The following is a 21462-nucleotide window of genomic DNA, read 5'->3' on the forward strand; positions in this document are numbered from 1 at the left end:
GAGGAACAGCCATGGTTGAAAAACACATAACGTCGCCCCGCAACGTCATCGATCTGGCGAATTATCGTCAGGTCCTGGCGAGCGGCAAGGCGTCGTCGATGTCGGCACGCATGTGCCGGCACTGTGGTGCTCCGCTGCTCGACGGTGAGAACGACGACGACTGCTCGACTGCGTTCAGCACGGCCGCTCCGCGGCTGCGCGATCGGTCGCGTCGGATTCGAGTCGATTGAGGAACGGAAGGGTAAAGGCGATCCAGGTCCTGCGGCGGCGTTGTCTGGATCGCCTTGCTTCCCGCCCTTCGAGCGGGAAAATCATCTAGCGCTTCACGATCTGGGCCGTCGAGACGACGGTCTCGGCGATGGCACCGTCGCGACTGAAGGGAGCGAGATGCTGCCCGACATCGCGCAGCATCGCGTCGGCATTTTCGCCAAGCGCTTCCGGCGATGACGACGAGTAGGTGAGCGTGCGTTCCGCCAGGTCGTGCAGGCCGACCAGATGGCTGGTCTCGATTGAGACGAGTTCAGCGGGCTGAAACGAACTGCCGCGAAAGAATGCCGGGAGGTCGCGGTGAGTCCGCGTGCCCCGACCGGCCTCCTCCCACAGCTTGGCTGGTGACCATCGGCGGCGCGCTTCATTGTAACCGTCAAGCCACGGGTTGCGGCCGTCGGTGGCCGAGAACGAGGCGCAGATGGCAATTGCGCCGTCGTGCGCGACCAGCCGGTCGAGCAGAGCAAGCGTCAGGTCGCGATCCATCCAATGCAGGGCGCGCCCGATCGTCACGACATCGAAGCTGCCGATATCGGGAGCAAGCGTTTCGGCCTTGCCTTCGATCAGCGTGATATCCCGCCCTGCGCCCGCTGCGGCGCGTCGCGCCGCCTCGATCATCTCGGGCTCGGGATCGACGCCGACAATGCGGCCGACGTAAGGACCGAACCCGAGCGCCAGGAGTCCGGGTCCGGTGCCGAGGTCTATCAGGCTGCTCTGTTTGGTGAGACCAAGCGTGTGCGCGACGCTGCGAAAGAATTCGCTCGGGTAGGGCGGCCGCAAATGCTCGTAGAGTGAGGCTGTGCTCGCGAACCGGCCCATGCTTCGCCTGCCTGGCCTTACACGTGCTGGCCGCCGTTGATGTGGATCTCGGCGCCGTTGACGTAGGAACTGGTGTCCGTGCACAGCACGTAGATGATCTTGGCGACCTCGTCGGGCGTGCCGAGCCGGTGCATCGGGATCTGCTGGTCGACGATCTTCTCGGTGCCCGGCGACAGGATCGAGGTGTCGATCTCGCCCGGTGCGATCGCGTTGACGCGGACGCCGACGCGGCCGAAATCGGAGGCCATTTCGCGCGTCAGGGATGCAAGCGCGGCTTTCGATGTGGCATAGGCGGCGCCCGCAAAGGGGTGCACGCGCGAGCCCGCGATCGAGGTGACGTTCACGACCGAGCCCCTGGCCGCCTTCAACTCCTCGATCAATCCCCGCGCGATCATGATCGGCGCGAAGAAATTGACGTGGAAGACGTGCGTCCAGGTGTCGAGGTCGGTGTCGACCGAGCCAAGCCGCGAGCCGCCCGGACCCTTCGGCGAGATCGCGGCGTTGTTGACGAGTGCATGCAGCATGCCGCCTTCGAGCCGGTTGCGGATTTCGGTGATCGCGCGCGCGGTGTCCTGGGGGTTGCCGAGGTCGACCTGGATGTGATCCTCGGGCCCGGCGTCCCACGGACAGTCCTCGGGGAAGGGATGCCGCGAGCAGGTGATGACGCGCCAGCCCGCCGACGAGAAGCGGATCACGGTGGCGTGGCCGATGCCGCGGCTCGCTCCGGTCAGGAGCAGCGTGCGGCGGGGCGCATTGGACGAATGCGGCATGGACATCTTTCAGGTCGGCCTAAGCTCAGGGATACATCCGCGTCTTGGACCATGGCTGGCCGGCCGCGTCACGGCGAAATTCGATACGGTCGTGCAGGCGGAACGGGCGGTCGTGCCAGAACTCGATACGCGAGGGCGTGATGCGCCAGCCGCTCCAGCCCGGCGGCCGCGGCACCTCGCCGATGATGTGCTTGGCCGCGACTTTGGCGATGGCTTGTTCGAAGGCGAAGCGGCTTTCCAGCGCCTCGGACTGCTTGCTCGCCCAGGCGCCGATCTGCGCCTGCTTGGGGCGGGTGGCGAAGTAAGCGTCGGCCTCGGCGTCGGTCACCGGCGTCACGTTGCCGCGGATTCGGACCTGACGGCGCAGTGACTTCCAGTGAAAAAGTAACGCCGCCTTAGGATTTGCGGCGAGTTCGCGGCCCTTCTGGCTCGCGATGTGGCTGTAGAAGACGAAACCGTCGGTGTCGAAGCCCTTCATCAGCACCATGCGCACGTCTGGCAGCCCGTCGCGATCGACGGTTGCGAGCGCCATGGCGTTCGGATCGTTCGGCTCGCTCTTGATCGCCTCGTTCAGCCAGGCCTCGAACAACGCAAATGGCTCGTCGGCGGCGGTGAAATCACCGGATGTTAAGGGTGTCTGGTGTTTCATCGAGGTCGTGTCGGTCATGTCTGGAGTCCGAATTGCGTCCCGCGGCCCAAAACGCGTTGTTGTCCGCTACCGCCCTATATAGGGCATGGGGACGCGTTGGCCTATCGGCGATCCGGCCGTCCGGCTTTGTCATGACAATGATTCTGATTGGGCTCGGCTCCGGCGGCTGCAGCTTTTCCCGCAACGACACCAGCGCCTACGCCAAGGCCGACGACAGCGACCTGACCGGCTCGATCGCACGGCCGGCAAAGGACGCCCCGCCGACTGACACCGATCTTGCCTTCGCCCGTAACGCCGCCTCCGACGTCCTGAGCAAGGGCGACAAGGATTCCAGCCAGCACTGGGAGAATCCGGAAACCGGAGCGCGCGGCTCGGTGACGCCGATCGCGCAGTCCTACGCCGCCGAGGACGGCCGGAAGTGCCGGGACTTCCTGGCGAGCTACGTCAACGGGAGCACCGAAAGCTGGCTCCAGGGCGCCGGCTGCCAAAGCAGCCGTGGCCGTTGGGAGATTCATACGCTAAAGCCGTGGCGGAGCTAGGAATCGGCTCTGCGGCTAGTTGCAAAAATGCCACTCGCCTCCCACATGACCAGCAGATGGGGCGGGGAGCCCTTTGAACAATTCGATTTCTTGAAGGAGACGTGACGGATGCGCGACCCCTATGAGGTCTTGGGGGTGCCGCGGAGCGCCAACGCTGCCGCGATCAAGAGCGCCTATCGCAAGCTTGCCAAGAAGCACCATCCCGACAGCAACAAGGATGACCCCAAGGCCGCCGAGCGCTTCTCCGAGATCAATTCGGCGAACGAGATCATCGGCGACGAGGACAAGCGCAAGCAGTTCGACCGCGGCGAGATCGATGCCGACGGCAAGCCGCGCTTTCAGGGTTTTCCGGGCGGCGGCGGGCCGCGCGGCCGTGCGGGTCCCGGCGGGTTCGAAAGCTATACGTTCCGCAGTGGCGGCGCGGGCCCCGGTCAGGGCGGCGGCGCGTTCGAGGACATCCTCAACAGCATGTTCGGCGGCGGGACGCGTGGTGCGCGGCCCGGGGCTGGCGGCGCCGGGCAGTTCGAATTCGACACCGGCGGGATCGGCCTCGATCTCGACGTCAATGTCGCGATGTCCGTCTCGCTGGAAGAATCGGTCAAGGGCGGCGAGAAGCGCGTCCGGCTGCCGACGGGCAAGGAGCTCAACGTCAAGATTCCGGCCGGCGTCACCGAGGGCCAGCAGATCCGGTTGCGGGGGCAGGGCGAGAGCGCTCAAGGCCATCCGCCGGGCGATCTCCTGATCACGATCAGCATCGCGCCGCACCCCTTCTTCAAGATCGAGGGTGCCGACCTCAGGATCGACCTGCCGGTCACGCTCTACGAGGCGGTGCTCGGCGGCAAGGTCCGCGTGCCGACCCTCGGCAATGCCGTGGAACTGTCGGTCCCGAAAAACACCTCCAGCGGCCGGACCTTCCGCCTCAAGGGCAAGGGATTGCCAAAAACTGGCGGAACCGGGGATCTCTTCGTCACGATCAGGATTATGCTACCGGACGGGAACGACGCCGAGCTTGAGGCATTGATGGAGAAGTGGCGGGACCAACACCCCTACAATCCACGTAGCGGGCTTGGCTAAGGCATGATCCGGACCCGGGGGGCCGCGTGAGCGCGAGGCGTTCATTGGGCGTTCAGCGATTCTCCGAAAGATCATCCGCAGAGAAAACCGCTGCAGAGAAAACTGCTGAAGCGCGAGTCATCGCGCTTTAGGGCGAGATCGCAACTAAAGGGGGTTCTCCCAAACGACCAGAGCATCTCTCGGCGGATGATGCTCGTCATACACCTGAGGCGTGATAGCGCCTCTCGGCCTATGTGGTTCGACGTGTCGGCTGTCCGGCGGGGCAGTCGACAAATAGGTGCGGCCTCGAGAGGGGGACCAGCGCGGTACCAAAAACCCCAATCGAGGCCGCCCGCGTCGATCGGCGGATCGAACGCTACTCATTTTCTCGTGAGCATCCGGTGCGATAATGAGACGCACCCATGTCTTGATTCCAAATTTTCAATGTCGGAATCGAGGCACCGCCTTCAAGCGGTTGCTCAGGTACCGTTTTTCTCGGCCTGGTCGTAGACCGCCTGCGCGACCTTGGTCAGGCGATCGCGATCGCTGCCGCCGCTGACGACGTAGCCGACGCCGCGCTCGGCCCAGAACAGCGCGCCGTCCTTGTCGGCTTTGGCGTAGCGCATCTGAGTCGCGCCGGTCTCGGTCTTGGCGGTGTAGATCGTGTACCGCTCGCCCGAGGCGCCCTCATACATCAGGAACGACGCCGGACCGTTCGGCCCCGGCAAGAGCCGGCCGCCGACGAGCTTCAGCCCGCTCGCCTCCAGGTTCGGCGCGAACACGGTCCAGCCGCAGCGCCTGGTCAGCCAGGCCTGGAGATGGTCGCGCTCGTTGCCGCCGACCTCGACGGGGTGGCGAACCTCGACGACATAGAGCCGGTGGGCGTCGAGCGCGTCCGCCGTAAAGCTCTGGAAGGTCGAGGGGGCGTTGGCGGCGCCATGCGCCACCCAGCCGGCGGTGCCGCCCGCCACGAAGGCGACCAGCACAGCCGCCGCGGCGCCATAGAGCCATTGCCGGGGACGGCGCTCCAGCCGCTCGAGCTCCAGCCGGGCCGGCACCGGCTCCTGGACGACAGAGTCGTAACGCGCGTGCAGCATCTCGGCCATGGCGCGCCAGGACTGCACGCGCCCAGCATCGTCAGGGTGCGCGGCAAGCCAGGCCTCGACATCGGCGCGGCGCTCGGCCGGCAGCTCGCCGTCGACATAGGCGTGCAGCTCGTCTTCGGTAATGGGAATATTATGGTCGTTCATATCGATCGTCTCTGGCTCTGCGGCCCAAAATGTCTTTCGCAGTTCAACTGCGCTGCTTCCCGCTCCATGCAGGCGAAGCGACCTGCGCGATGCATCAACACTGCCATCACTTCACCCGCTTGAGCGCCGGCCGCTCACCTTCCAGCGAGGCTTTGACGTGGGCTCTCGCCCGCGCCAGGCGTGACATCACGGTGCCGATCGGCACGCCCTGGATGTCGGCGACCTCGCGGTAGCTCATGCCCTCCAGCATCACCAGCAGAAGCACCGAGCGCTGCTCCTCGACCAGCGTCGCCAGCGCCTTCTCGATGTCGCGCCCTTCGGCTTCGGTCCCGCTGGCATCCGGATTGTTCTCCGTCAGCTGCGTGAATTGCGGGCGTCTTGCCAGCGAGCGCCGCCGGTTCTTGTTGAGGTTGGTCAGGATCGTATAGAGCCAGCTCCTGACATCGCCTCCGAGGAACAGGCGCTCCGAACGCAGCGCCCGCACCAGCGTATCCTGCACCAGGTCGTCGGCCGCATCCGCATCGCGCGTGAGCGCGCGGGCGTAGCGGCGCAACGCCGGGATCATGGCTTCCACACTCTGGCGAAACGCACTCATGCCGTCTTGACGTCCTGGTGTCCGGCGCGAGCGCCTCAATCATCATAACACCCGAACGGAACGGCTATTCCGGCGCTCGAAACAGCGTTAACGCCGCGTATTAGGACTGTACCGGGAAGGAGGGCTGGTGTACCTCCAGACCTCAACGAGAGCTCGACGGGACGCTCAAAAATGTCGCAGGATTCAGGTCTGATGCAGGGACTGATGCAGGGCAAGCGCGGGGTGATCCTCGGCCTTGCCAACAACCGCTCGATCGCCTGGGGCATCGCCAAGGCATGCCACGCAGCCGGCGCCGAGCTCGCCTTCACCTATCAGGGCGATGCGCTCAAGAAGCGCGTCGAGCCGCTCGCCGCCGAGATCGGCGGCCTCGTGCTCGGCCATTGCGACGTCACCGATGCCGCGACCATCGACGCCGCCTTCGCAGTGCTGAAGGAGAAGTGGGGCAAGATCGACTTCCTGGTGCATGCGATCGCCTACGGCGAGCAGCTCGACGGCCGCTACGTCGACACCACGCCGGAGAATTTCTCCAAGTCGATGCTGATCTCCTGCTACTCGTTCACGGCCGTGGCGCAGCGCGCCGAGAAGCTGATGACCGATGGCGGCTCGCTCATCACGCTCAGCTATTACGGCGCCGAGAAGTGGATGCCGCACTACAACGTGATGGGCGTGGCGAAGGCAGCGCTGGAGGCCAGCGTGCGCTATCTCGCGGCCGATCTCGGCGAGAAGAACATCCGCGTCAACGCGATCTCGGCCGGCCCGATCAAGACGCTCGCGGCATCCGGCATCGGCGACTTCCGCTATATCCTGAAGTGGAACGAGAACAACGCGCCGATGCGGCGCAACGTCTCGATCGACGACGTCGGCGGCAGCGCGCTGTATTTCCTCTCCGACCTGTCGCGCGGCGTCACCGGCGAGGTGCATCACGTCGATTCGGGCTATCACGTGCTCGGCATGAAGCGCCCGGACGCGCCGGACATCTCGTTCGGCGGCAAGGACTAGCTTATAAATCTGGAATGCCGGTGCCCACGATCTATTATCTTCGCCACGGTGAGACCGAGTGGAATGCGCTCGGGAGGCTTCAGGGCACCAAGGACGTTCCGCTGAACGCGCGTGGACGCGGTCAGGCCGTGCAGGCCGGCGGCGTGCTGGCGGATCTCTTCAAGCGCGACGGCAAGGACAAGGCGACGTTACCCTACGTGTCGAGCCCGCTCGGGCGTGCACGCCAGACCATGGAACTCGCGCGCGGCAAGCTCGAGCTGCCGCCGGCCGACTACGCGCTCGACGATCGCCTGCGCGAGATCGGCTACGGCAGCTGGGAAGGGCTGACGCTGGCCGAGAGCGAGGCGGCCGATCCGGACGTCTACGCCCGGCGCCTCGCCGACAAATGGACGGTCGGCCCCGCGGACGGGGAGACCTACGCCGATGTGCAGGTCCGCGTGCGGGCCTGGTACGATGAGCTCCGGACCGACACCGTTGCGGTTGCCCATGGCGGGACTTGCCGGGCCCTGATGGTTTCGCTCGGCCTGGAGACACCCGCCAGCGCTGCCGAGCTCTATATCGAGCAGGGCGCCGTCTACGTCTTCCGCGACGGGCGGCTTGAGAAGTTTAGTTAAGCCCACCCACCGTCATTCCGGGGCGCCCGAAGGGCGAACCCGGAATCTCGAGATTCCGGGTTCGATGCTGCGCATCGCCCCGGAATGACGGGAACAGGGTTGAATGCCGCGGCCCTCGGGGCTACGACGTTGACATACAACGTTTATGTAAAAAGTAAGCACAGGCGACAGCCAAGAATGTCCTTCAACACCTTCGGCCACATGTTCCGCGTCACCACCTTCGGCGAGAGCCATGGGGTAGCGATCGGCTGCGTGGTCGACGGCTGCCCGCCCATGATCCCGCTCACCGAGGCCGATATCCAGCAGGATCTCGACCGCCGCCGGCCCGGCCAATCGCGCTTCACCACCCAGCGCCAAGAGCCGGACCAGGTGAAAATCCTGTCCGGCGTGATGGCGCATCCGGAGACCGGCGTGCAGGTGACGACGGGCACCCCGATCGGGCTCCTGATCGAGAACACCGACCAGCGCTCGAAGGACTATTCCGAGATCAAGGACAAGTTTCGGCCCGGCCACGCCGACTTCACCTACGAGGCCAAGTACGGCCTGCGCGACTATCGTGGCGGCGGCCGCTCCTCGGCGCGCGAGACCGCGATGCGCGTCGCCGCCGGTGCGATCGCGCGAAAAGTGCTGCCCGACGTCAAGGTCCGCGGCGCGCTGGTGCAGATTGGCCCGCACAAGATCGACCGCGACAAATGGGACTGGGACGAGATTGCGAAAAATCCGTTCTTCTGTCCGGACAAGGACAAGGCCGCGTTCTTCGAGACCTATCTCGACGGCATTCGCAAGAGCGGCTCGTCGATCGGCGCGGTGATCGAGGTCGTCGCCGAAGGCGTGCCGGCAGGCCTCGGCGCGCCAATCTACGCAAAACTCGATTCTGATATCGCTGCTGCGATGATGACCATCAACGCCGTGAAGGGCGTCGAGATCGGCGCCGGCTTTGGCGCGGCGGAGCTCACCGGCGAGGAGAACGCCGACGAGATGCGCACCGGCAATGACGGCACGCGCTTCCTCTCCAACCATGCCGGCGGTGTTCTGGGCGGCATCTCCACGGGACAGCCGGTGGTGGTGCGCTTCGCGGTGAAGCCGACCTCGTCGATCCTCCAGCCGCGCCTCACTGTCGATCGCAAGGGCGCCGACACCGAGATCTTCACCAAGGGCCGCCACGACCCCTGCGTCGGCATCCGCGCCGTCCCCGTCGGCGAAGCCATGATGGCCTGTGTGCTCGCCGATCATTTCATTCGGGATCGCGGGCAGGTGGGGCGCTAGCTCCGAGCAGGGCGTTCGTGTCGCGGTACTGGTCCACCGCGCAGCTTGACGTCCCCACAACTTCGTCCGCAAATGCGGACATGCAAAACTCCGAGATCCAGCGCATCACCAACTGGCTGATCGACGGTGCGAGGTCGTCCGGGACCCCTTCCGAGATGATTGCCGAGGTCTGCGAGCATCTGGTCGCGGCCGGCCTGCCGCTGTCGCGGTTCGGCATCTTCATTCGCACGCTGCATCCGGAAATCTTCGGCCGCAACTTCATCTGGCGGCAGGGCCAGAAGGTCGAGATCGGCACCGTCGATTTCGAGATCCTGGACACGCCCGAATTCGCCCGGAGCCCGCTCCGGATCGTGTTCGAGGAGGGGCTTGAGGTCCGGGGACGGATGGACGATCCGGACAGCAAGCGGTTTCCGTTCCTCGACGACATGCGCGCCGAAGGCGTGACTGATTACCTCGCGATGCCGATGCCCTATCTCGACGGCTCGATCCACGCGACGAGCTGGGTCACGCGGCAGCCCGGCGGCTTCAGCGACGACGACATCACAGCGATCCGGACCCTCGTGGCACCGCTTGCACGCGTCAGCGAGATCATCAGCCTGCGCCGCACCGCCGAGATGCTGCTCGACACTTATGTCGGCAACCGTGCCGGCGCGCGCATCCTCGGCGGCCAGATCCGCCGCGGCCACAACGACACCATGCAGGCGGCGATCTGGCTCTCGGATCTGCGCGGCTTCACCGCGCTGTCGGACCGGCTGCCGGCCGAGACCGTGGTCGAGATCCTCAACCAGTATTTCGACTGCCAGGTCACCGCGATCCGGGGCCATGGCGGCGAGGTGCTGAAATTCATGGGCGATGGCCTGCTCGCGGTGTTCCCGATCGACGAATATATCGGCGATGCCGCGCATGTCTGCGCGCGCGTGCTGGAGGCCGCGCGCGAGTCCCGCGCCAGCGTCGAGGCGCTCGCCTTTCCGGTCGGCGATGTCGTCGAGCGCTTCCGCTTCGGCGTCGCACTCCACGTTGGCAACATCCTCTACGGCAATATCGGCGGCGGCAATCGCCTCGACTTCACCTGCATCGGCCCCGCCGTCAATCTCGCGGCGCGACTGGAGAAGATCACGGGCCGGCTGGGGCGGACTGTCGTCGCCTCGGAAGGCTTTGCGAACGCCTGTCGCCATGATTGGCGCGAGCTCGGCGAATTTCCGATCGCGGGGTTTTCCAAGGCGCAGCGCGTGTATGGGCTTGCCGAAGAGACGCCGGTGGTGATGGCCTGATGCGCGATGAGGTCAAGATCATTCATCGCCGCAAGATGAAGCCCTATTCCTCGGGCTCCGTCGTGAACAGTAGCGGATAGCCCTTGGCGCGGCCGGCGTCGGTGGCGCGGGTGGCCTTGGTTTCGGCGACGTCCCTGGTGAACACGGCGACCACGCAGGCTCCCAGCTTGTGCGCGGTGATCATGACCTTGTAGGCCTGATCCTCGGTCATGCGGAACTCGGCCTTGAGGATCATCGTGACGAATTCGCGTGGCGTGAAGTCGTCGTTGATCAGGATGACCTTGTGCAGCTTGGGCCGCTCGACCTTGGTCTTCGTCCTGGTTTTCGGCTTGGTAACGGTGTCGTTCATTCCGCCTCCCGGAAACGGCGGGCTCGGTCCAGCCGCGGTGCTCAGTGTGCGGCCCTCTCACCATATTGCAGGACCTGCACCTTCTCCAAGGTGATCAGGCCGCTCGACATCATGCCATCCAGGATGGGCAGGAATGCGTTGATGCTGTCCTCGCTGTCGACGATCTCGATCAGCAGCGGCAGGTCTTCCGACAGCCGCAGGATCTTAGAGGTGTGCAGCCGGCTCGACTTGCCGAACCCCATCGGGCCGCGCAGCACGGTGGCGCCCGCGAGATGCCGCTCGCGCGCCGTCGTGACGATCGCTTCGTAAAGCGGCTTGCCGCCGAAATGGTCGCTCTCGCCGATGAAGATCCGGAGCGAAACAGCCTGATTGGGGATTTGCATGGTCAGCTCCTCGTCAAGCGGTTGTAGCGGCTTGCCATCATATGGCCGAGCCACACGGACACCAGCCAGCAGATGACGGATGCCGCGATATAGGCGAGTGCCGTGTATTTCATGCCCCCGTGGAACAGGCGGAAGGTCTCCAGGCTGAAGGCCGAGAAGGTGGTGTAGCCGCCGCAAAACCCGGTCATAATGAACTGCCGGTGCTCGGGCCGCGCCAGCACGCGGCCGTCGGGGCCGGTCAGCGTTGCGTAGAAGCCGATGATCAGCGATCCCGTGGCATTGATGAACAGCGTCGCGACGGGGAAGCCCGGGCCGGTGTCGAGCGCGAGGGAGACGAAATAGCGCGCGAGGCCGCCAAGGATGCTGCCGAAGGAGACCCAGGCATAGAGCATCGCGCTGCGCCAGCGGTCGGTGGAGGAGGGAACAGCCATCCGTCTAGCCTCCAAGGCCGTCAGCCAGGACAAAGCCGCAACTGACGGCGGCAAGGCACAGACCGACCGAGAACACGACATTGCCGAGCGCATGCAGCGGCTCGCCGTTGCGGGCGAGCGTCAGCGTCTGCAGGCTGAACGAGGACACCGTGGTGTAGCAGCCGAGGAACCCGGTCACCGCGAACAGCCATGGATTGGGCGCGGCGAAGAGCGAGCCGGGATGGGTTGCCAGCGCGCCGAAAATGCCGATCAGGAAGGCGCCGGTGATGTTGATGGTCATGGTGCCCCAGGGAAAGGTCTCGCCCAGTCGCCGCGCGATCGCGCCCGAGACGAAATAGCGCGCGCAGCCGCCGAGAACGCTGCCGACCACGATTGCGATCACTCCGCTCAACACGACGAACGACCCCCCATCATCATTTGTCCTCCGCTGCCAGGCCATTGCCGACGGCGAGCAGCCCTGCGAGCGCGACCAGCGCGAAGCCGAGCCCCGCCAAAAACGTGCCTGCCGGACCGTAGGCATCCCACAGCGCGCCGGCGATCACGCTTGCGGCCAGCAAGGCAAGCCCGGTGAACAGGTTGAAATAGCCGAATGCGGTGCCGCGCAGGCTCGGCGGCGCGGCGTCGGCGACGAGGGCCGACAGCAGGCCCTGGGTCAATCCCATATGCAGCCCCCACAGCACGACGCCGAGCGCGAGGCCCGTGAGGCTCGGCAGCAGCGCGAGCGCGAGGTCGGCGGCCGCGAGGAAGACGAGGCCGAGCGCGAGCAGGCCGGTCCGGTTGATCCGGTCCGACAGCACGCCGGCCGGATAGGCCGACAGCGCATAGACCACGTTCATCAGCACCAGCACCGCCGGTACCCACATCGCCGAGAGACCGATGTTCTGCGCGCGAAGGATCAAAAAGGCCTCGCTGAAGCGCGCGAGCGTGAACACCACGCCGACCGCGACGACGCGCCAGTACACGGATCCGAGCTGCCGCATGGCGGAGGTGTTCAGCGGATTCTTCACGGGCTCCCGGCTGGGGTCCGGCTCCGGCTCGCTCACCGCGAATGCGATCAGGCCGAAAGACAGGAAGGCCGGCAGCACTGCTACCCAGAAGACAAGGGCAAAATTATCCGCCGTCCACCACATCAGGCCGATCGCCACGAGCGGTCCGACGAAGGCGCCGATGGTGTCGAGCGACTGCCGCAGGCCGAAGCTCGCGCCGCGCAGACCCGCAGGTGCGATATCGGCGATCAGCGCATCGCGCGGTGCGCCGCGAATACCCTTGCCGACGCGGTCGATGAAGCGCGCGGCAATCAGCCAACCGACGCTGGGGGCAAGCGGGAACAGCGGCTTTGTCAGCGCGGCCAGCCCGTAGCCGAGCGCCGCGAGGAGCTTGCGCCGGCCGAGCCAGTCGGACAATGCACCGGAGAAGATCTTCGTGATCGAGGCGGTCGCTTCGGCAATGCCCTCGATGAAGCCGACCGTGAGCGTGGAGGCCCCGAGCACGGTGACGAGATAGACCGGCAGCAGCGCGTGGATCATCTCGGAGGAGACGTCCATCAGCATCGAGACGAAGCCGAGCACCCAGATCCCCCTGGGCAGCCCCGCACGCGCAGCATTCGGTGTCGTCGTCGTCACGCCCTGACCTTCGCCTTCAGGCAACAAAAAACCCGCCATCGGCGGGTTTGTCCATGCTCCCGCCAAAGGCCGAGGCTTTGAGATTGCCCCTCCTCGAGCAGGAGTCATCAGCCCACTACGGTTACAGGCCGACGGGCGGTTGTCGGGGGACTCCATCCCCATCTGTATGGTCAGCCTAGCATGGAAATCGCACCGGACAAGTGGGCGGGGAAGGTCTGTCCTCGGCTCGATGGTGCTGGACGCCCCGGAATGATGGTGTGAGCGATCGCGAGTGTCCCCGTGGCGCAAGCGCGGCAACACGGCGGCAGCTTTGCGTGACGTGCGTATTCCCAACTCGCGAATTCCTAACCGGAATGTGAAGCGCAAGCGATCTTCGCACTTTGCGGCAAGGCGATTGCATGTCACCATCGCGTCATACGACGGGAGACTGCGATGCGCATGCTGTTCTCGATCGGGGCTGTGCTGGTGGCCGGCGTGCTCGCCGGAGGGGACGTCGCGGGCATCGCGGCACCAGGGCCCAAATTTGAACCGGCTAGGAATCCGTCACAACGGCTTGCGGCCGACCGGGACGCGCAGACGGTCGATGTCGAGCTGATCCTCGCGGTCGACGTCTCCTACTCCATGGACATGGACGAGCTCGCGATCCAGCGCGAAGGCTATGCGCAGGCGATCCAGTCGAAGGAATTCCTCCAGGCGCTGAAGCTCGGGCCCAATGGCCGGATCGCGGTGACTTACTTCGAATGGGCCGCATCCAGCGATCAGAAGATCATCATCCCGTGGCGGCTGGTCGACGGACCGGAGACGGCGGACGCGGTCGCCGCCGAGATCTTGAAGACCCCGATCCGGCGCGCCTCGCGCACCTCGATCTCCGGAGCGATCACGTTCGCGATGCCGTTGTTCGACGAGGATCCCTATCGCGGCTTGCGCCGCGTTATCGACATTTCCGGTGACGGTCCCAACAACAATGGCGGCCCGGTGACGGCGGCGCGCGACGCCGCGCTCGAGAAGGGCATCGTCATCAACGGCCTGCCGATCATGGTCAAGGAGCCGTCCTATTCGACCATGGATATCGACAATCTCGACTACTACTACGAGGACTGCGTCATCGGCGGTCCCGGCTCCTTCGTCATCACCATCAAGGATCGCGACAAGTTCAAGGAAGCGATCCGCACCAAGCTCCTGATGGAAGTCGCCGGCCGCGTGCCAGAGCGCCCCGTGAGGCGCGTTGCCGACAAGGAGCCACGGGTCAGCTGCTTGATCGGCGAGAAGATCTGGTCGGACCGCTGGGGGCGCTGATCCGCGCTCCCCGAATGAGACCTTTTGCCCTGTCCCGCGCGCGGTCGAATTTAACCACGCGTTAACTGCTGCGTGGCCCTAATCGGCTTGCTTCCCGTTGTTTCCGGATAAAGTTCTGACTTCGCCGTCCGGCGCGCGAACAGAAGCGGGTCTGTCAGACAAATCCGCCGAGCAATCCAATGGCCATCGTCACATCGAGCACCAGCCAGATTTCGCCCGCAAACGAGCGGGTGTATCACCAGAGCGGTCTGATAGGTGACTGGAAGGGCAATTGGGCAGGCAACAACCAGGCCGTCGGCTTCAAGGTCGTGAACATCCGCGGGGCCAGGGCCCAGATCGAGTACACCCATAACGGGTACACCGAGCGCGGTATCGGCGAGGTCAATGGTGCAACCATAAGCTACGGCAACGTCACGGTCGGCACCAAGGACGGCAAGAACCTGGTGCTCCTGTTCTCCTCGGGCGTTGGCAAGCAGAGCGCAACTTTGCAGAAACAGGCGGCGCCGGGTTCCGACAGCATCCTCATGGGAAGCTGGGGCGGCTATTCTGCCGACATCGGCAAGAGCGCGAGCTTTCGCGTGCTGGCCATCAACGGCAAGGAGGCGACGGTCAGCGTCACCACCGACGGTATCACCCGCCAGGGCACCGGCTACGTCTACAGGAACGTCATCATGTTCGGGCAGTCGCAGATTTCGACCGACGACGGACAAAGCGGCAAGATCATCTACCAGGTCGGCTCCAAATCCTTCACTGTGCCGGTGACGAAATATCCGCCTGCGGATTCGTCATCCTCGGTGGACAAGACGGCCTGAACCTCAGCCGCCCTGGGCGGCCTGCGGCCCCTCACCATTTCGGCGCCCGCTTCTCGATGAACGCCCTCAAACCCTCCTGGGCTTCGTCCGACGTCGCGACATTGCAGAAATCGTCCACTGCACTTGCGATGCTGCGCCGGTAGTCGAGATCGATCTGGCGCATGAAGGCGGCGCGACCCATCCGCAGCACGGCGGCCGACTTGCCGGCGAATTGCGCCGCGAGCTTCAACACCTCAGCCTCGAGCGCGGCATCGTCGACGACGCGGTTCACCACGCCGAGCTCGCGCGCCTCCGCAGCTTTGAAGACGCGGCCGGTGAACAGCAGCTCGAACGCGCGATGACGTCCGACGATGCGCGGCAGGTGTGCGTAGTGGATCGCGGGAATGACGCCGACGTCGATCTCGGGATAGCCGAACGTCGCGCTCTCGGCCGCCAGCACCACGTCGCAGGACACCGCCATGGTCATGCCGCCGCCGCGCGCTGCGCCTCCGACCGCGGCGATCGACGGCTTTCCGAGCCCATACTGGGCGTCGTAAAGGTCGATATAGAGCGCCTGGAGGAATTCGCGGATCTCGGCGCCGGACTTGCCCAGCAGGATGTCGAGGTCGAGGCCGGCTGAAAAGCGCTTGGCGATCGCGCTCGCCAGCACGACAACGCGCGCTTCCGGATCGTTCGCTGCGCGACGCAGGGCCGCGACCACCGCACGGATGACCTCGAGGTTCAGGGCATTGACGGGCGGGCGGCGCAGCGTGATGCGGGCGATGCTGCCTGCGCGTTCGTAGGCGACGGGATTGTCAGATGTCACCGGGTTCTCCATGCTTTCAGGAAACGTGCGGCATCGATCGCGGTGGTGGCGCGGTTATTTCGCGGCGAGCGGTGGCGGCACGCTGTCGTTCGGCGCTTCCGCCTTGTTCGGGCGACAGCTTACGGTGCAGCTTGGGCCGTGCAAGACCTCCGGCGCGCATGCTAGACTGCGTGCACGAGATTGCTTGCCGGATGGAGGGACCAATGACCGACGAACACCCGATGATGGCCGGCTCCGCCACCGTCTTCGTCGTGTCCGACATCACAGCCAGCCTCGCCTATTATCGCGATGTGCTCGGCTTCGAGGTCACCTTCGAATACGGTCAGCCTCCGTCCTACGCCTGCCTGTGTCGTGACGAGGTCGGCCTGCATCTGCTTGCGGCGGCGGCAACGAAGCGGATGCCCGGGCACGGCGGCATCTGCATCTTCGTCACGGACGTCGATCAGGTCTATGCCGAACTATCGGGACGCGGCGCCAGGCTGCTCAACCGGCCGGAGGACCGTGACTATAGCATGCGCGATTTCGACGTCGTCGATGCCGACGGCAATCAGCTCACGTTCGGCATGGGAACGGACGACGCGGCCTGACATCGCCGGCCGCGCGCGTCCGCCGTTGCATCAGATCCGGGCCTCCAGGATCAGGTTGAAGGGTGTTTCGGCGGCGCGGCGGAAGCGCGACAAGCCGCCTTCGCTGGCAACCTTGCGCAGCCTTGCCTCCCCGGCTTGAGCGCCGAGCGCGAGGCCGACCTCCTGATCGAGCGAGGCCGGCGTGCAGATCATGGTGGACGCCGCATAGTAGACGCGCCCGACCGGGTTGAGATTGTCTTCGAGGCGGTCGCCTGCGAACGGCTCGACCAGCATGCAGGTGCCGTCCTTGGCCATGGTCTTGCGCACGTGGCTGATGGCGCCGACGGGATCGCCCATGTCGTGCAGGCAATCGAAGAAGCAGACGAGATCATAGCCCTCGGCGGGATAGGTCTTCGCCGAGTGAACCGCGAAGCTGACACGATCGCCCAGCTTTGCCTCAGTGGCCGCCTTTCGTGCGGCCGCGATCGAGCCCTCGTGATAGTCGAAGCCGTAGAAGCGGGAGTTCGGGAAGGCCTCGGCCATCAGCCGTGTCGAGACGCCGTGCCCGCAGCCGACATCGGCGACCTTGGCGCCGCGCTTCAGCTTGTCCACGACGCCTTCGAGCGCGGGCAGCCACTCCTGCACCAGATGATGCATGTAGCCGGTACGGAAGAACCGGGCGGTGCCGCAGAACAGACACTCGCTGCGACGATTCCAGCCGACGCCCTTGCCGGACTTGAATGCATCCGTAATTTTCGGCTCGTCGAGGAACGCCGCGGCAATGACATTGCCGACCGCGCCGAGGAAGACCGGGCTGTCGTCATCGGCAAGCGCCATCGCCTGCTCCGGCAGCATCGAGAACTTGCCGGAAGCGGAGTCGTATTCGACGTAGCCAGAAGCCGCCTGGCTCGCCAGCCACTCGCGGACGTAGCGTTCGTTCGTTCCGGTGGCGCTTGCGAGTTCGGCAGAGTTCATGGGTCCCTTGGCGGCGAGGGCGCGGTAGAGGCCGAGCTTGTCGCCCAGCAGGACCAGCGATGCATTCATCGCGGCCCCGACCTCGGTGATCATCTTGCCCATAAAGGCATTCAACCTGTCGGAATTGACCTCCATGACAGCCTCCATGCTGAGGTGCCCCCAATGTGGGTCCAGCCGCCACGGGGGAGGTTCAACGCGTCAGGAAGAGGTGATCGGGGAACCGGATGGCGTGATCGCCGGTATCGGTCGGCTGGCATTCGCGGCGTCCTGAGGGTATGATTTGTGACCTTTTTGACGGTTTCCGAATGCCCATCCTTGCACGTTCTTGCGGTCTTGCACCTCTTCTTGTCGTGCTCTGCCTCGGCGGAGCACCGGCTCATGCGCAAGTCGCGCCCTTGCAATATTGGATCCCTGGCGGACCTTTCGGCTTCGCCGGCGATGCAGGCCAGACCTCCGACGCTTACGGCAATTTCCCGAGCTTCAATGCCGGCGATGCAGCGCGCACCAATTTTGCCAACGGCTTCTTCGTCGGCAATCAGCGCGGCAATGTGAATTGGAGCGGCCTCGGCCAGACCGGCATTGCCGGCAATTTCAGCGCGCTGTCCTATGACAGCACGCAGTTCGGCTACAACACCAAGACCGCGGGCGGCATGCCCGTCACGTTCTTTGCCGGCTTCAACGCGCAGAAATACGGCGACGGCATCGGCAGCTCGCTCGCCCCGCTCACCTCCAGCGCCTCGCCCGGCTACGGCGCGTTCGCGGGTGTCGAGTTCAAGCCGACCTCCAACCTCAGCCTGTCGTTCGGCGCCGGTTTCACCCAGCAGCAATCGGGGCGCATGGACAGCGACATCAATTCGTCAATGCTGCCCGGCGAGTCACCGGCGTTGGGCGGCTTGCGTCGCTGAGCGTTCACGCGTCGCTTTCACCGCCCGCTTGACCACGGCCGCCTACGACAAGCCCGCCACCAGCGGGCGTTGCAGGTGCTTCGCCATCAGCTCTGCCGCTTCGGCGTAACGCCGCGTCTCCAGAACCTCGAGCAGGCGCAGATGCTCGCGCACGTGCCGCCGCATGCCGTCGCGGTCGGCGAAGCTGCGATAGGCGAACAGGCGTCTGATCGAATTCACGCGCTTGAGCGATTCAAGAAAGAAGGGATTGCCGGCGCCGCGAATGATCTCCTCATGGAATTCGCAACCGGAAAGAAAGACCTCGCCGATCGTCATCTTCTCGAGCTCGCCTTCGAACACGCGCAGTTGGCGCTCGCGCAAGCGTGCAATCACCTCCTGCGGCAGCGCAAAGCCGGGCTGCGCGATCGCCGCGGGCTCGATCACCGCGCGAAACGCCATGGCCTTGGCCTGAGCCTCGGGGCTAGAGACCGTCTCCGCGAAGCGCCAGCCATAACCCGGCAGGCGTGCAATCCAGCCCTCGGCAGCGATCCGGTCAAGCAGCCGCTGCAGCTCGGCCCGGCTGAGGCCATAGCGGCGCATCAGCTCCGCCTCGGTGACGTCGGCCGGCAGCCGGCTTGCGAGCACGTCGCCTGCGATGGACGTATAAACCTGTTCGCTGCGCCTGACTGCCGCGAGGGCCGGCTGGGCGGCGCCGCTGGTCGGATGCTTGGCCAGCACAAACCCGCGATGCGGCTCGCCGCGCGCGAGCCCTGCCGCTTCGAGAGCCTTGAGGCCGAGCCGGATCGGTGCGCGTGAGAGATCGAGCGCATCGGCAAGCCTTTGTTCGATCAAGCGATCGCCAGCCTTCATGCCTTCGCGTCGGGCGAGCGCCATGATCAGCCCGGCGAGGTGCTCGGCGCGCTCGGAACCGCCTTTGCTCGAAGCGGGCGGTCGAGAACTGTCGGAAGCGGTCATTGCGGTGCACGCAGATTTTGAACTTGACAGACTGTCCCACGGATTGTTCTTTAATGCAATAATATACAATCAAGCCAGGGAGAGCCCGATGGCGCATGCGCCGGATGTCCTGATTTGCGAGGTCGGCCCCCGCGATGGGCTGCAAAACCTGGACGTGTTCGTTCCCACCGAAGCCAAATGCGCGCTGATCGATACGATCGCCGCCGCCGGCATGCGCGAGATCGACGCGGGATCCTTCGTGCCGGCGAAGGTCGTGCCGCAATTCGCCGATGTCGACGCGGTGATTGCGCACGCACTTGCGCACAAGACCGCGACCATCGGTGCACTTGTGCCGAACGTGAAGGGCGCCGAGCGCGCCATCGCCGCCGGCGTCGACGCCATATATTTCGTCATCTCCGCCAGCGAGACGCACAACCGCGCCAATGTGCGCCGCTCGATTGAAGAGCAGCTCGACGGGTTTCGCGCGGTCCGCGCCGCGATCGACGCCAGTCCGGCGGACCAGCGGCCGCATTTGATGGGCGCGATCGCCACCTCCTTCGGCTGCTCGCTGGAAGGCGAGGTGAGCGAAGCGGCCGTGTGCCGGGTCGCGCGCGCCTTTGGCGAGGCCGGTGCCGACGAGATCGGCCTCGCCGACACCGTCGGCTATGCCACCCCGAAACTGGTCAGGCAGATCGTCGAAGCCGTCCGGCGCGAAGTCGGATCGCAGATGACGCTGCGGCTGCATCTGCACGACACGCTCGGTGCGGGCCTCGCCAATGCCGTCGCCGGCCTCGACGCCGGGATCCGGCGTTTCGACGCCGCAGTATCAGGACTTGGCGGCTGTCCGTTCGCGCCCGGTGCCCGCGGCAACATCGTCACCGAGGATCTCGTGTTCATGCTGGAACGGATGGGACTTTCGACCGGCATCGACCTCGATCGCCTGATGCAAACGCGCGAGATTCTGGCCCGCCATATCCCGGCACAACATCTGACCGGGCACCTGCACGAGGCCGGAATTCCCAAGGTGCTGCGGAGGGCGGCATGACGGCGGCCGCGCCCGAGGCGGCATCGGAGCTCCGTCCGCTCGCCGGCCTTCGTGTCATCGAGTTCAGCCAGATGGTGATGGGGCCGAGCTGCGGCTTGATCCTCGCCGATCTCGGCGCCGACGTGATCAAGGTCGAGCCGCCCAAGGGCGACCGCACCCGCTATTTCAAGGGGCCGGCTGCCGGCTTCTTCGCCACCTACAGCCGCAACAAGCGCAGCATCGCGCTGGATACGTCGACCGCGGAAGGCCAGAACGTCGCGCGGCGGCTCATCGAGAGCAGCGACGTCCTGATCGAGAATTTCCGACCCGGCCTGCTGAAGCGGATCGGTCTCGACTACGAGTCGGTTGCCGCTTTTGCGCCACGCCTGATCTACTGTTCGCTCAAGGGCTACTTGCCCGGCCCGTACGAGAATCGCCTCGCGCTCGACGAGGTCGTGCAGATGATGGGCGGCCTTGCCTACATGACCGGCCTGCCGGACCGGCCGATGCGCGCCGGCGCCTCGGTCAACGACATCATGGGCGGCATGTTCGGTGTGATCGCGATCCAGGCTGCGCTGGCCGAGCGGCAGCGCACCGGCCGCGGCCGCTACATCCAGAGCGCGCTCTACGAGAACAACGTTTTCCTGATGGCGCAGGCCATGATGTGCGAAGTGGTCAGCGGCCAGCCCTCGATCCCTTATTCGATCAAGGACAGCCCCTGGCCAGTCTACGATCTCTTCGACACCGGGGACGGCTCGAAGTTGTTCGTCACCATCGTCGGCGAAGAGCAGTGGGAGGCGTTCTGCCGCGCCTTCGATCGCGAATCCTGGCTTGCCGATCCGCGCTTTGCGACGAGCAACGACCGCGTCGACCATCGCGGCTGGCTGATCCCCGAGATCGCGAAGATATTCAAGCAATGGGACAAGGCCGATCTCGCGGCACGCCTCGAGCAGCTCGATCTGCCCTACGCGCCGGTCAACAAGCCCGGCGATCTCTTCGACGACCCGCATCTGAACCAGTCGGGCGGGCTGACCAACATTCACCTGCCTGATGGCGGCGAGGCAAAAACGCCGCTGTTGCCGATCTCCATGGACGGCCGCCGCCTGCCCAACCGCTACGATCCGCCGCAGATCGGCGAGCAGACGCGCGAGATCCTGGGTGAGATCGGCGTTTCGTCGAGCGAAATCGAGACGCTGCAAAAGGCAGGAACGATCCGGATCGCGCCTGGGCCGTCCTGACGACCGATCGATCAAACAAGAATCAGGGGAG

The 21462-nt window shown here is 65.2% G+C and carries 26 protein-coding genes and 1 riboswitch; of the genes, 13 read left to right on the forward strand and 13 right to left on the reverse strand.

Features of this window, described 5'->3' with window-relative positions:
• The first annotated feature begins 11 nt into the window (after window positions 1–11).
• Window positions 12–230, forward strand: a complete 219-nt coding sequence (locus tag AB7008_RS14860; RefSeq protein ID WP_028148212.1) for a hypothetical protein — start codon at window positions 12–14, stop codon at window positions 228–230.
• Between the two features lie 85 nt (window positions 231–315).
• Here the strand turns inward: AB7008_RS14860 and AB7008_RS14865 are convergent, their stop codons facing one another.
• From AB7008_RS14865 to pdxH, 3 genes are read right to left on the reverse strand one after another with little or no spacing between them, the layout of a single operon-like run.
• Window positions 316–1086, reverse strand: a complete 771-nt coding sequence (locus AB7008_RS14865; protein ID WP_304493152.1) for a class I SAM-dependent methyltransferase — start codon at window positions 1084–1086, stop codon at window positions 316–318.
• A gap of 17 nt (window positions 1087–1103) precedes the next feature.
• Window positions 1104–1856, reverse strand: coding sequence for an SDR family NAD(P)-dependent oxidoreductase (locus AB7008_RS14870; RefSeq protein WP_014497227.1), 753 nt, complete (start codon window positions 1854–1856; stop codon window positions 1104–1106).
• A gap of 25 nt (window positions 1857–1881) precedes the next feature.
• Window positions 1882–2523: a pyridoxamine 5'-phosphate oxidase gene (pdxH, locus tag AB7008_RS14875; RefSeq protein WP_304493153.1), complete on the reverse strand. Its 642-nt coding sequence runs from the start codon at window positions 2521–2523 to the stop codon at window positions 1882–1884.
• Between the two features lie 113 nt (window positions 2524–2636).
• On the opposite strand from pdxH, the gene AB7008_RS14880 reads away from it, so the two are divergent.
• Window positions 2637–3044 carry an RT0821/Lpp0805 family surface protein gene (locus AB7008_RS14880; RefSeq protein WP_028158074.1) on the forward strand — a complete coding sequence of 136 codons (408 nt, stop codon included), beginning with the start codon at window positions 2637–2639 and terminating at the stop codon, window positions 3042–3044.
• A 108-nt stretch (window positions 3045–3152) separates the two neighbouring features.
• Window positions 3153–4118 (forward strand): DnaJ C-terminal domain-containing protein, encoded by a 966-nt coding sequence (locus AB7008_RS14885; RefSeq protein ID WP_014497224.1) that lies wholly within the window; start codon window positions 3153–3155, stop codon window positions 4116–4118.
• A 458-nt stretch (window positions 4119–4576) separates the two neighbouring features.
• Here AB7008_RS14885 and AB7008_RS14890 read toward each other — a convergent pair whose 3' ends face one another.
• On the reverse strand, window positions 4577–5347 hold the full coding sequence (locus tag AB7008_RS14890) for an anti-sigma factor family protein (RefSeq protein WP_014497223.1): 771 nt from the start codon (window positions 5345–5347) through the stop codon (window positions 4577–4579).
• A gap of 106 nt (window positions 5348–5453) precedes the next feature.
• Complete coding sequence (locus tag AB7008_RS14895) at window positions 5454–5942, reverse strand: sigma-70 family RNA polymerase sigma factor (RefSeq protein WP_014497222.1); 489 nt, start codon at window positions 5940–5942, stop codon at window positions 5454–5456.
• A 171-nt stretch (window positions 5943–6113) separates the two neighbouring features.
• Here AB7008_RS14895 and fabI point away from each other — a divergent pair, with 171 nt between their 5' ends.
• The 4 genes from fabI to AB7008_RS14915 all read left to right on the forward strand — a co-directional run bounded on the left by fabI (window position 6114) and on the right by AB7008_RS14915 (window position 10092).
• Entirely contained in the window at window positions 6114–6941 is an 828-nt protein-coding gene (gene fabI, locus AB7008_RS14900; protein ID WP_028158072.1) for an enoyl-ACP reductase FabI, read from the forward strand.
• A gap of 14 nt (window positions 6942–6955) precedes the next feature.
• Window positions 6956–7555: a histidine phosphatase family protein gene (locus AB7008_RS14905; protein WP_041954445.1), complete on the forward strand. Its 600-nt coding sequence runs from the start codon at window positions 6956–6958 to the stop codon at window positions 7553–7555.
• Window positions 7556–7732: 177 nt separating this feature from the next.
• Window positions 7733–8821: a chorismate synthase gene (aroC, locus tag AB7008_RS14910; protein ID WP_304493154.1), complete on the forward strand. Its 1089-nt coding sequence runs from the start codon at window positions 7733–7735 to the stop codon at window positions 8819–8821.
• A gap of 80 nt (window positions 8822–8901) precedes the next feature.
• Complete coding sequence (locus AB7008_RS14915; protein WP_264620841.1) at window positions 8902–10092, forward strand: adenylate/guanylate cyclase domain-containing protein; 1191 nt, start codon at window positions 8902–8904, stop codon at window positions 10090–10092.
• A gap of 43 nt (window positions 10093–10135) precedes the next feature.
• Here the strand turns inward: AB7008_RS14915 and clpS are convergent, their stop codons facing one another.
• Genes clpS through AB7008_RS14940 form a run of 5 tightly spaced genes read right to left on the reverse strand, consistent with a single transcriptional unit; the run spans window position 10136 to window position 12916 of the window.
• Window positions 10136–10441 carry an ATP-dependent Clp protease adapter ClpS gene (gene clpS, locus AB7008_RS14920; protein WP_014497217.1) on the reverse strand — a complete coding sequence of 102 codons (306 nt, stop codon included), beginning with the start codon at window positions 10439–10441 and terminating at the stop codon, window positions 10136–10138.
• 41 nt (window positions 10442–10482) lie between these two features.
• Window positions 10483–10824: a DUF190 domain-containing protein gene (locus tag AB7008_RS14925; RefSeq protein ID WP_014497216.1), complete on the reverse strand. Its 342-nt coding sequence runs from the start codon at window positions 10822–10824 to the stop codon at window positions 10483–10485.
• A 2-nt stretch (window positions 10825–10826) separates the two neighbouring features.
• On the reverse strand, window positions 10827–11255 hold the full coding sequence (gene crcB, locus AB7008_RS14930) for a fluoride efflux transporter CrcB (protein ID WP_248881791.1): 429 nt from the start codon (window positions 11253–11255) through the stop codon (window positions 10827–10829).
• Window positions 11256–11259: 4 nt separating this feature from the next.
• Complete coding sequence (crcB, locus tag AB7008_RS14935) at window positions 11260–11694, reverse strand: fluoride efflux transporter CrcB (RefSeq protein ID WP_304493156.1); 435 nt, start codon at window positions 11692–11694, stop codon at window positions 11260–11262.
• Window positions 11669–12916 carry an MFS transporter gene (locus AB7008_RS14940; RefSeq protein WP_304493157.1) on the reverse strand — a complete coding sequence of 416 codons (1248 nt, stop codon included), beginning with the start codon at window positions 12914–12916 and terminating at the stop codon, window positions 11669–11671. Before AB7008_RS14940 ends, crcB (AB7008_RS14935) begins: the two co-directional genes overlap by 26 nt.
• 52 nt (window positions 12917–12968) lie before the next feature.
• A riboswitch (Fluoride riboswitch) is annotated at window positions 12969–13046 on the reverse strand.
• A 263-nt stretch (window positions 13047–13309) separates the two neighbouring features.
• Here AB7008_RS14940 and AB7008_RS14945 point away from each other — a divergent pair.
• On the forward strand, window positions 13310–14173 hold the full coding sequence (locus AB7008_RS14945; protein ID WP_248881793.1) for a DUF1194 domain-containing protein: 864 nt from the start codon (window positions 13310–13312) through the stop codon (window positions 14171–14173).
• Between the two features lie 179 nt (window positions 14174–14352).
• Complete coding sequence (locus tag AB7008_RS14950) at window positions 14353–14985, forward strand: hypothetical protein (protein ID WP_028158066.1); 633 nt, start codon at window positions 14353–14355, stop codon at window positions 14983–14985.
• 31 nt (window positions 14986–15016) lie between these two features.
• Here AB7008_RS14950 and AB7008_RS14955 read toward each other — a convergent pair whose 3' ends face one another.
• The gene (locus AB7008_RS14955) at window positions 15017–15790 is read right to left on the reverse strand and encodes an enoyl-CoA hydratase/isomerase family protein (protein ID WP_441258962.1); all 774 of its coding nucleotides are present in this window, start codon (window positions 15788–15790) and stop codon (window positions 15017–15019) included.
• A gap of 203 nt (window positions 15791–15993) precedes the next feature.
• Between AB7008_RS14955 and AB7008_RS14960 the strand changes: the two genes are divergently transcribed.
• Window positions 15994–16377, forward strand: coding sequence for a bleomycin resistance protein (locus AB7008_RS14960; RefSeq protein ID WP_304493159.1), 384 nt, complete (start codon window positions 15994–15996; stop codon window positions 16375–16377).
• Between the two features lie 30 nt (window positions 16378–16407).
• On the opposite strand, the gene AB7008_RS14965 is transcribed toward AB7008_RS14960, so the two are convergent.
• The gene (locus AB7008_RS14965; protein ID WP_028158063.1) at window positions 16408–17466 is read right to left on the reverse strand and encodes a class I SAM-dependent methyltransferase; all 1059 of its coding nucleotides are present in this window, start codon (window positions 17464–17466) and stop codon (window positions 16408–16410) included.
• A 170-nt stretch (window positions 17467–17636) separates the two neighbouring features.
• On the opposite strand from AB7008_RS14965, the gene AB7008_RS14970 reads away from it, so the two are divergent.
• The gene (locus AB7008_RS14970) at window positions 17637–18236 is read left to right on the forward strand and encodes a hypothetical protein (RefSeq protein ID WP_441258963.1); all 600 of its coding nucleotides are present in this window, start codon (window positions 17637–17639) and stop codon (window positions 18234–18236) included.
• A 42-nt stretch (window positions 18237–18278) separates the two neighbouring features.
• On the opposite strand, the gene AB7008_RS14975 is transcribed toward AB7008_RS14970, so the two are convergent.
• Window positions 18279–19109 carry a GntR family transcriptional regulator gene (locus AB7008_RS14975; protein ID WP_039157361.1) on the reverse strand — a complete coding sequence of 277 codons (831 nt, stop codon included), beginning with the start codon at window positions 19107–19109 and terminating at the stop codon, window positions 18279–18281.
• On the opposite strand from AB7008_RS14975, the gene AB7008_RS14980 reads away from it, so the two are divergent.
• Both AB7008_RS14980 and AB7008_RS14985 read left to right on the forward strand, forming a co-directional pair.
• Window positions 19108–20214 carry a hydroxymethylglutaryl-CoA lyase gene (locus AB7008_RS14980; RefSeq protein ID WP_304493161.1) on the forward strand — a complete coding sequence of 369 codons (1107 nt, stop codon included), beginning with the start codon at window positions 19108–19110 and terminating at the stop codon, window positions 20212–20214. The genes AB7008_RS14975 and AB7008_RS14980 overlap by 2 nt on opposite strands.
• A complete protein-coding gene (locus AB7008_RS14985; protein WP_304494656.1) occupies window positions 20211–21431 on the forward strand; it encodes a CaiB/BaiF CoA transferase family protein in 1221 nt (406 codons plus the stop codon). Before AB7008_RS14980 ends, AB7008_RS14985 begins: the two co-directional genes overlap by 4 nt.
• The last annotated feature ends 31 nt before the right edge of the window (window positions 21432–21462 follow it).

This window comes from Bradyrhizobium sp. 521_C7_N1_3 (assembly GCF_052075975.1).
In the GTDB taxonomy this organism is placed as follows: Bacteria; Pseudomonadota; Alphaproteobacteria; order Rhizobiales; family Xanthobacteraceae; genus Bradyrhizobium; species Bradyrhizobium japonicum.

Coding starts and splice junctions, on each gene's coding strand:
- AB7008_RS14985 (WP_304494656.1), top strand. CDS start 20,211: ATGACGGCGGCCGCGCCCGAGGCGGCATCGGAGCTCCGTCCGCTCGCC.
- AB7008_RS14945 (WP_248881793.1), top strand. CDS start 13,310: ATGCGCATGCTGTTCTCGATCGGGGCTGTGCTGGTGGCCGGCGTGCTC.
- fabI (WP_028158072.1), top strand. CDS start 6,114: ATGTCGCAGGATTCAGGTCTGATGCAGGGACTGATGCAGGGCAAGCGC.
- AB7008_RS14965 (WP_028158063.1), bottom strand. CDS start 17,466: ATGGAGGTCAATTCCGACAGGTTGAATGCCTTTATGGGCAAGATGATC.
- AB7008_RS14960 (WP_304493159.1), top strand. CDS start 15,994: ATGACCGACGAACACCCGATGATGGCCGGCTCCGCCACCGTCTTCGTC.
- AB7008_RS14970 (WP_441258963.1), top strand. CDS start 17,637: ATGCCCATCCTTGCACGTTCTTGCGGTCTTGCACCTCTTCTTGTCGTG.
- AB7008_RS14905 (WP_041954445.1), top strand. CDS start 6,956: ATGCCGGTGCCCACGATCTATTATCTTCGCCACGGTGAGACCGAGTGG.
- AB7008_RS14925 (WP_014497216.1), bottom strand. CDS start 10,824: ATGCAAATCCCCAATCAGGCTGTTTCGCTCCGGATCTTCATCGGCGAG.
- AB7008_RS14885 (WP_014497224.1), top strand. CDS start 3,153: ATGCGCGACCCCTATGAGGTCTTGGGGGTGCCGCGGAGCGCCAACGCT.
- aroC (WP_304493154.1), top strand. CDS start 7,733: ATGTCCTTCAACACCTTCGGCCACATGTTCCGCGTCACCACCTTCGGC.
- AB7008_RS14865 (WP_304493152.1), bottom strand. CDS start 1,086: ATGGGCCGGTTCGCGAGCACAGCCTCACTCTACGAGCATTTGCGGCCG.
- AB7008_RS14950 (WP_028158066.1), top strand. CDS start 14,353: ATGGCCATCGTCACATCGAGCACCAGCCAGATTTCGCCCGCAAACGAG.
- AB7008_RS14940 (WP_304493157.1), bottom strand. CDS start 12,916: ATGGCGGGTTTTTTGTTGCCTGAAGGCGAAGGTCAGGGCGTGACGACG.
- AB7008_RS14895 (WP_014497222.1), bottom strand. CDS start 5,942: ATGAGTGCGTTTCGCCAGAGTGTGGAAGCCATGATCCCGGCGTTGCGC.
- crcB (WP_304493156.1), bottom strand. CDS start 11,694: ATGGCCTGGCAGCGGAGGACAAATGATGATGGGGGGTCGTTCGTCGTG.
- AB7008_RS14915 (WP_264620841.1), top strand. CDS start 8,902: ATGCAAAACTCCGAGATCCAGCGCATCACCAACTGGCTGATCGACGGT.
- clpS (WP_014497217.1), bottom strand. CDS start 10,441: ATGAACGACACCGTTACCAAGCCGAAAACCAGGACGAAGACCAAGGTC.
- AB7008_RS14890 (WP_014497223.1), bottom strand. CDS start 5,347: ATGAACGACCATAATATTCCCATTACCGAAGACGAGCTGCACGCCTAT.
- AB7008_RS14870 (WP_014497227.1), bottom strand. CDS start 1,856: ATGCCGCATTCGTCCAATGCGCCCCGCCGCACGCTGCTCCTGACCGGA.
- AB7008_RS14980 (WP_304493161.1), top strand. CDS start 19,108: ATGATCAGCCCGGCGAGGTGCTCGGCGCGCTCGGAACCGCCTTTGCTC.
- pdxH (WP_304493153.1), bottom strand. CDS start 2,523: ATGACCGACACGACCTCGATGAAACACCAGACACCCTTAACATCCGGT.
- AB7008_RS14975 (WP_039157361.1), bottom strand. CDS start 19,109: ATGGCGCTCGCCCGACGCGAAGGCATGAAGGCTGGCGATCGCTTGATC.
- AB7008_RS14880 (WP_028158074.1), top strand. CDS start 2,637: ATGACAATGATTCTGATTGGGCTCGGCTCCGGCGGCTGCAGCTTTTCC.
- crcB (WP_248881791.1), bottom strand. CDS start 11,255: ATGGCTGTTCCCTCCTCCACCGACCGCTGGCGCAGCGCGATGCTCTAT.
- AB7008_RS14860 (WP_028148212.1), top strand. CDS start 12: ATGGTTGAAAAACACATAACGTCGCCCCGCAACGTCATCGATCTGGCG.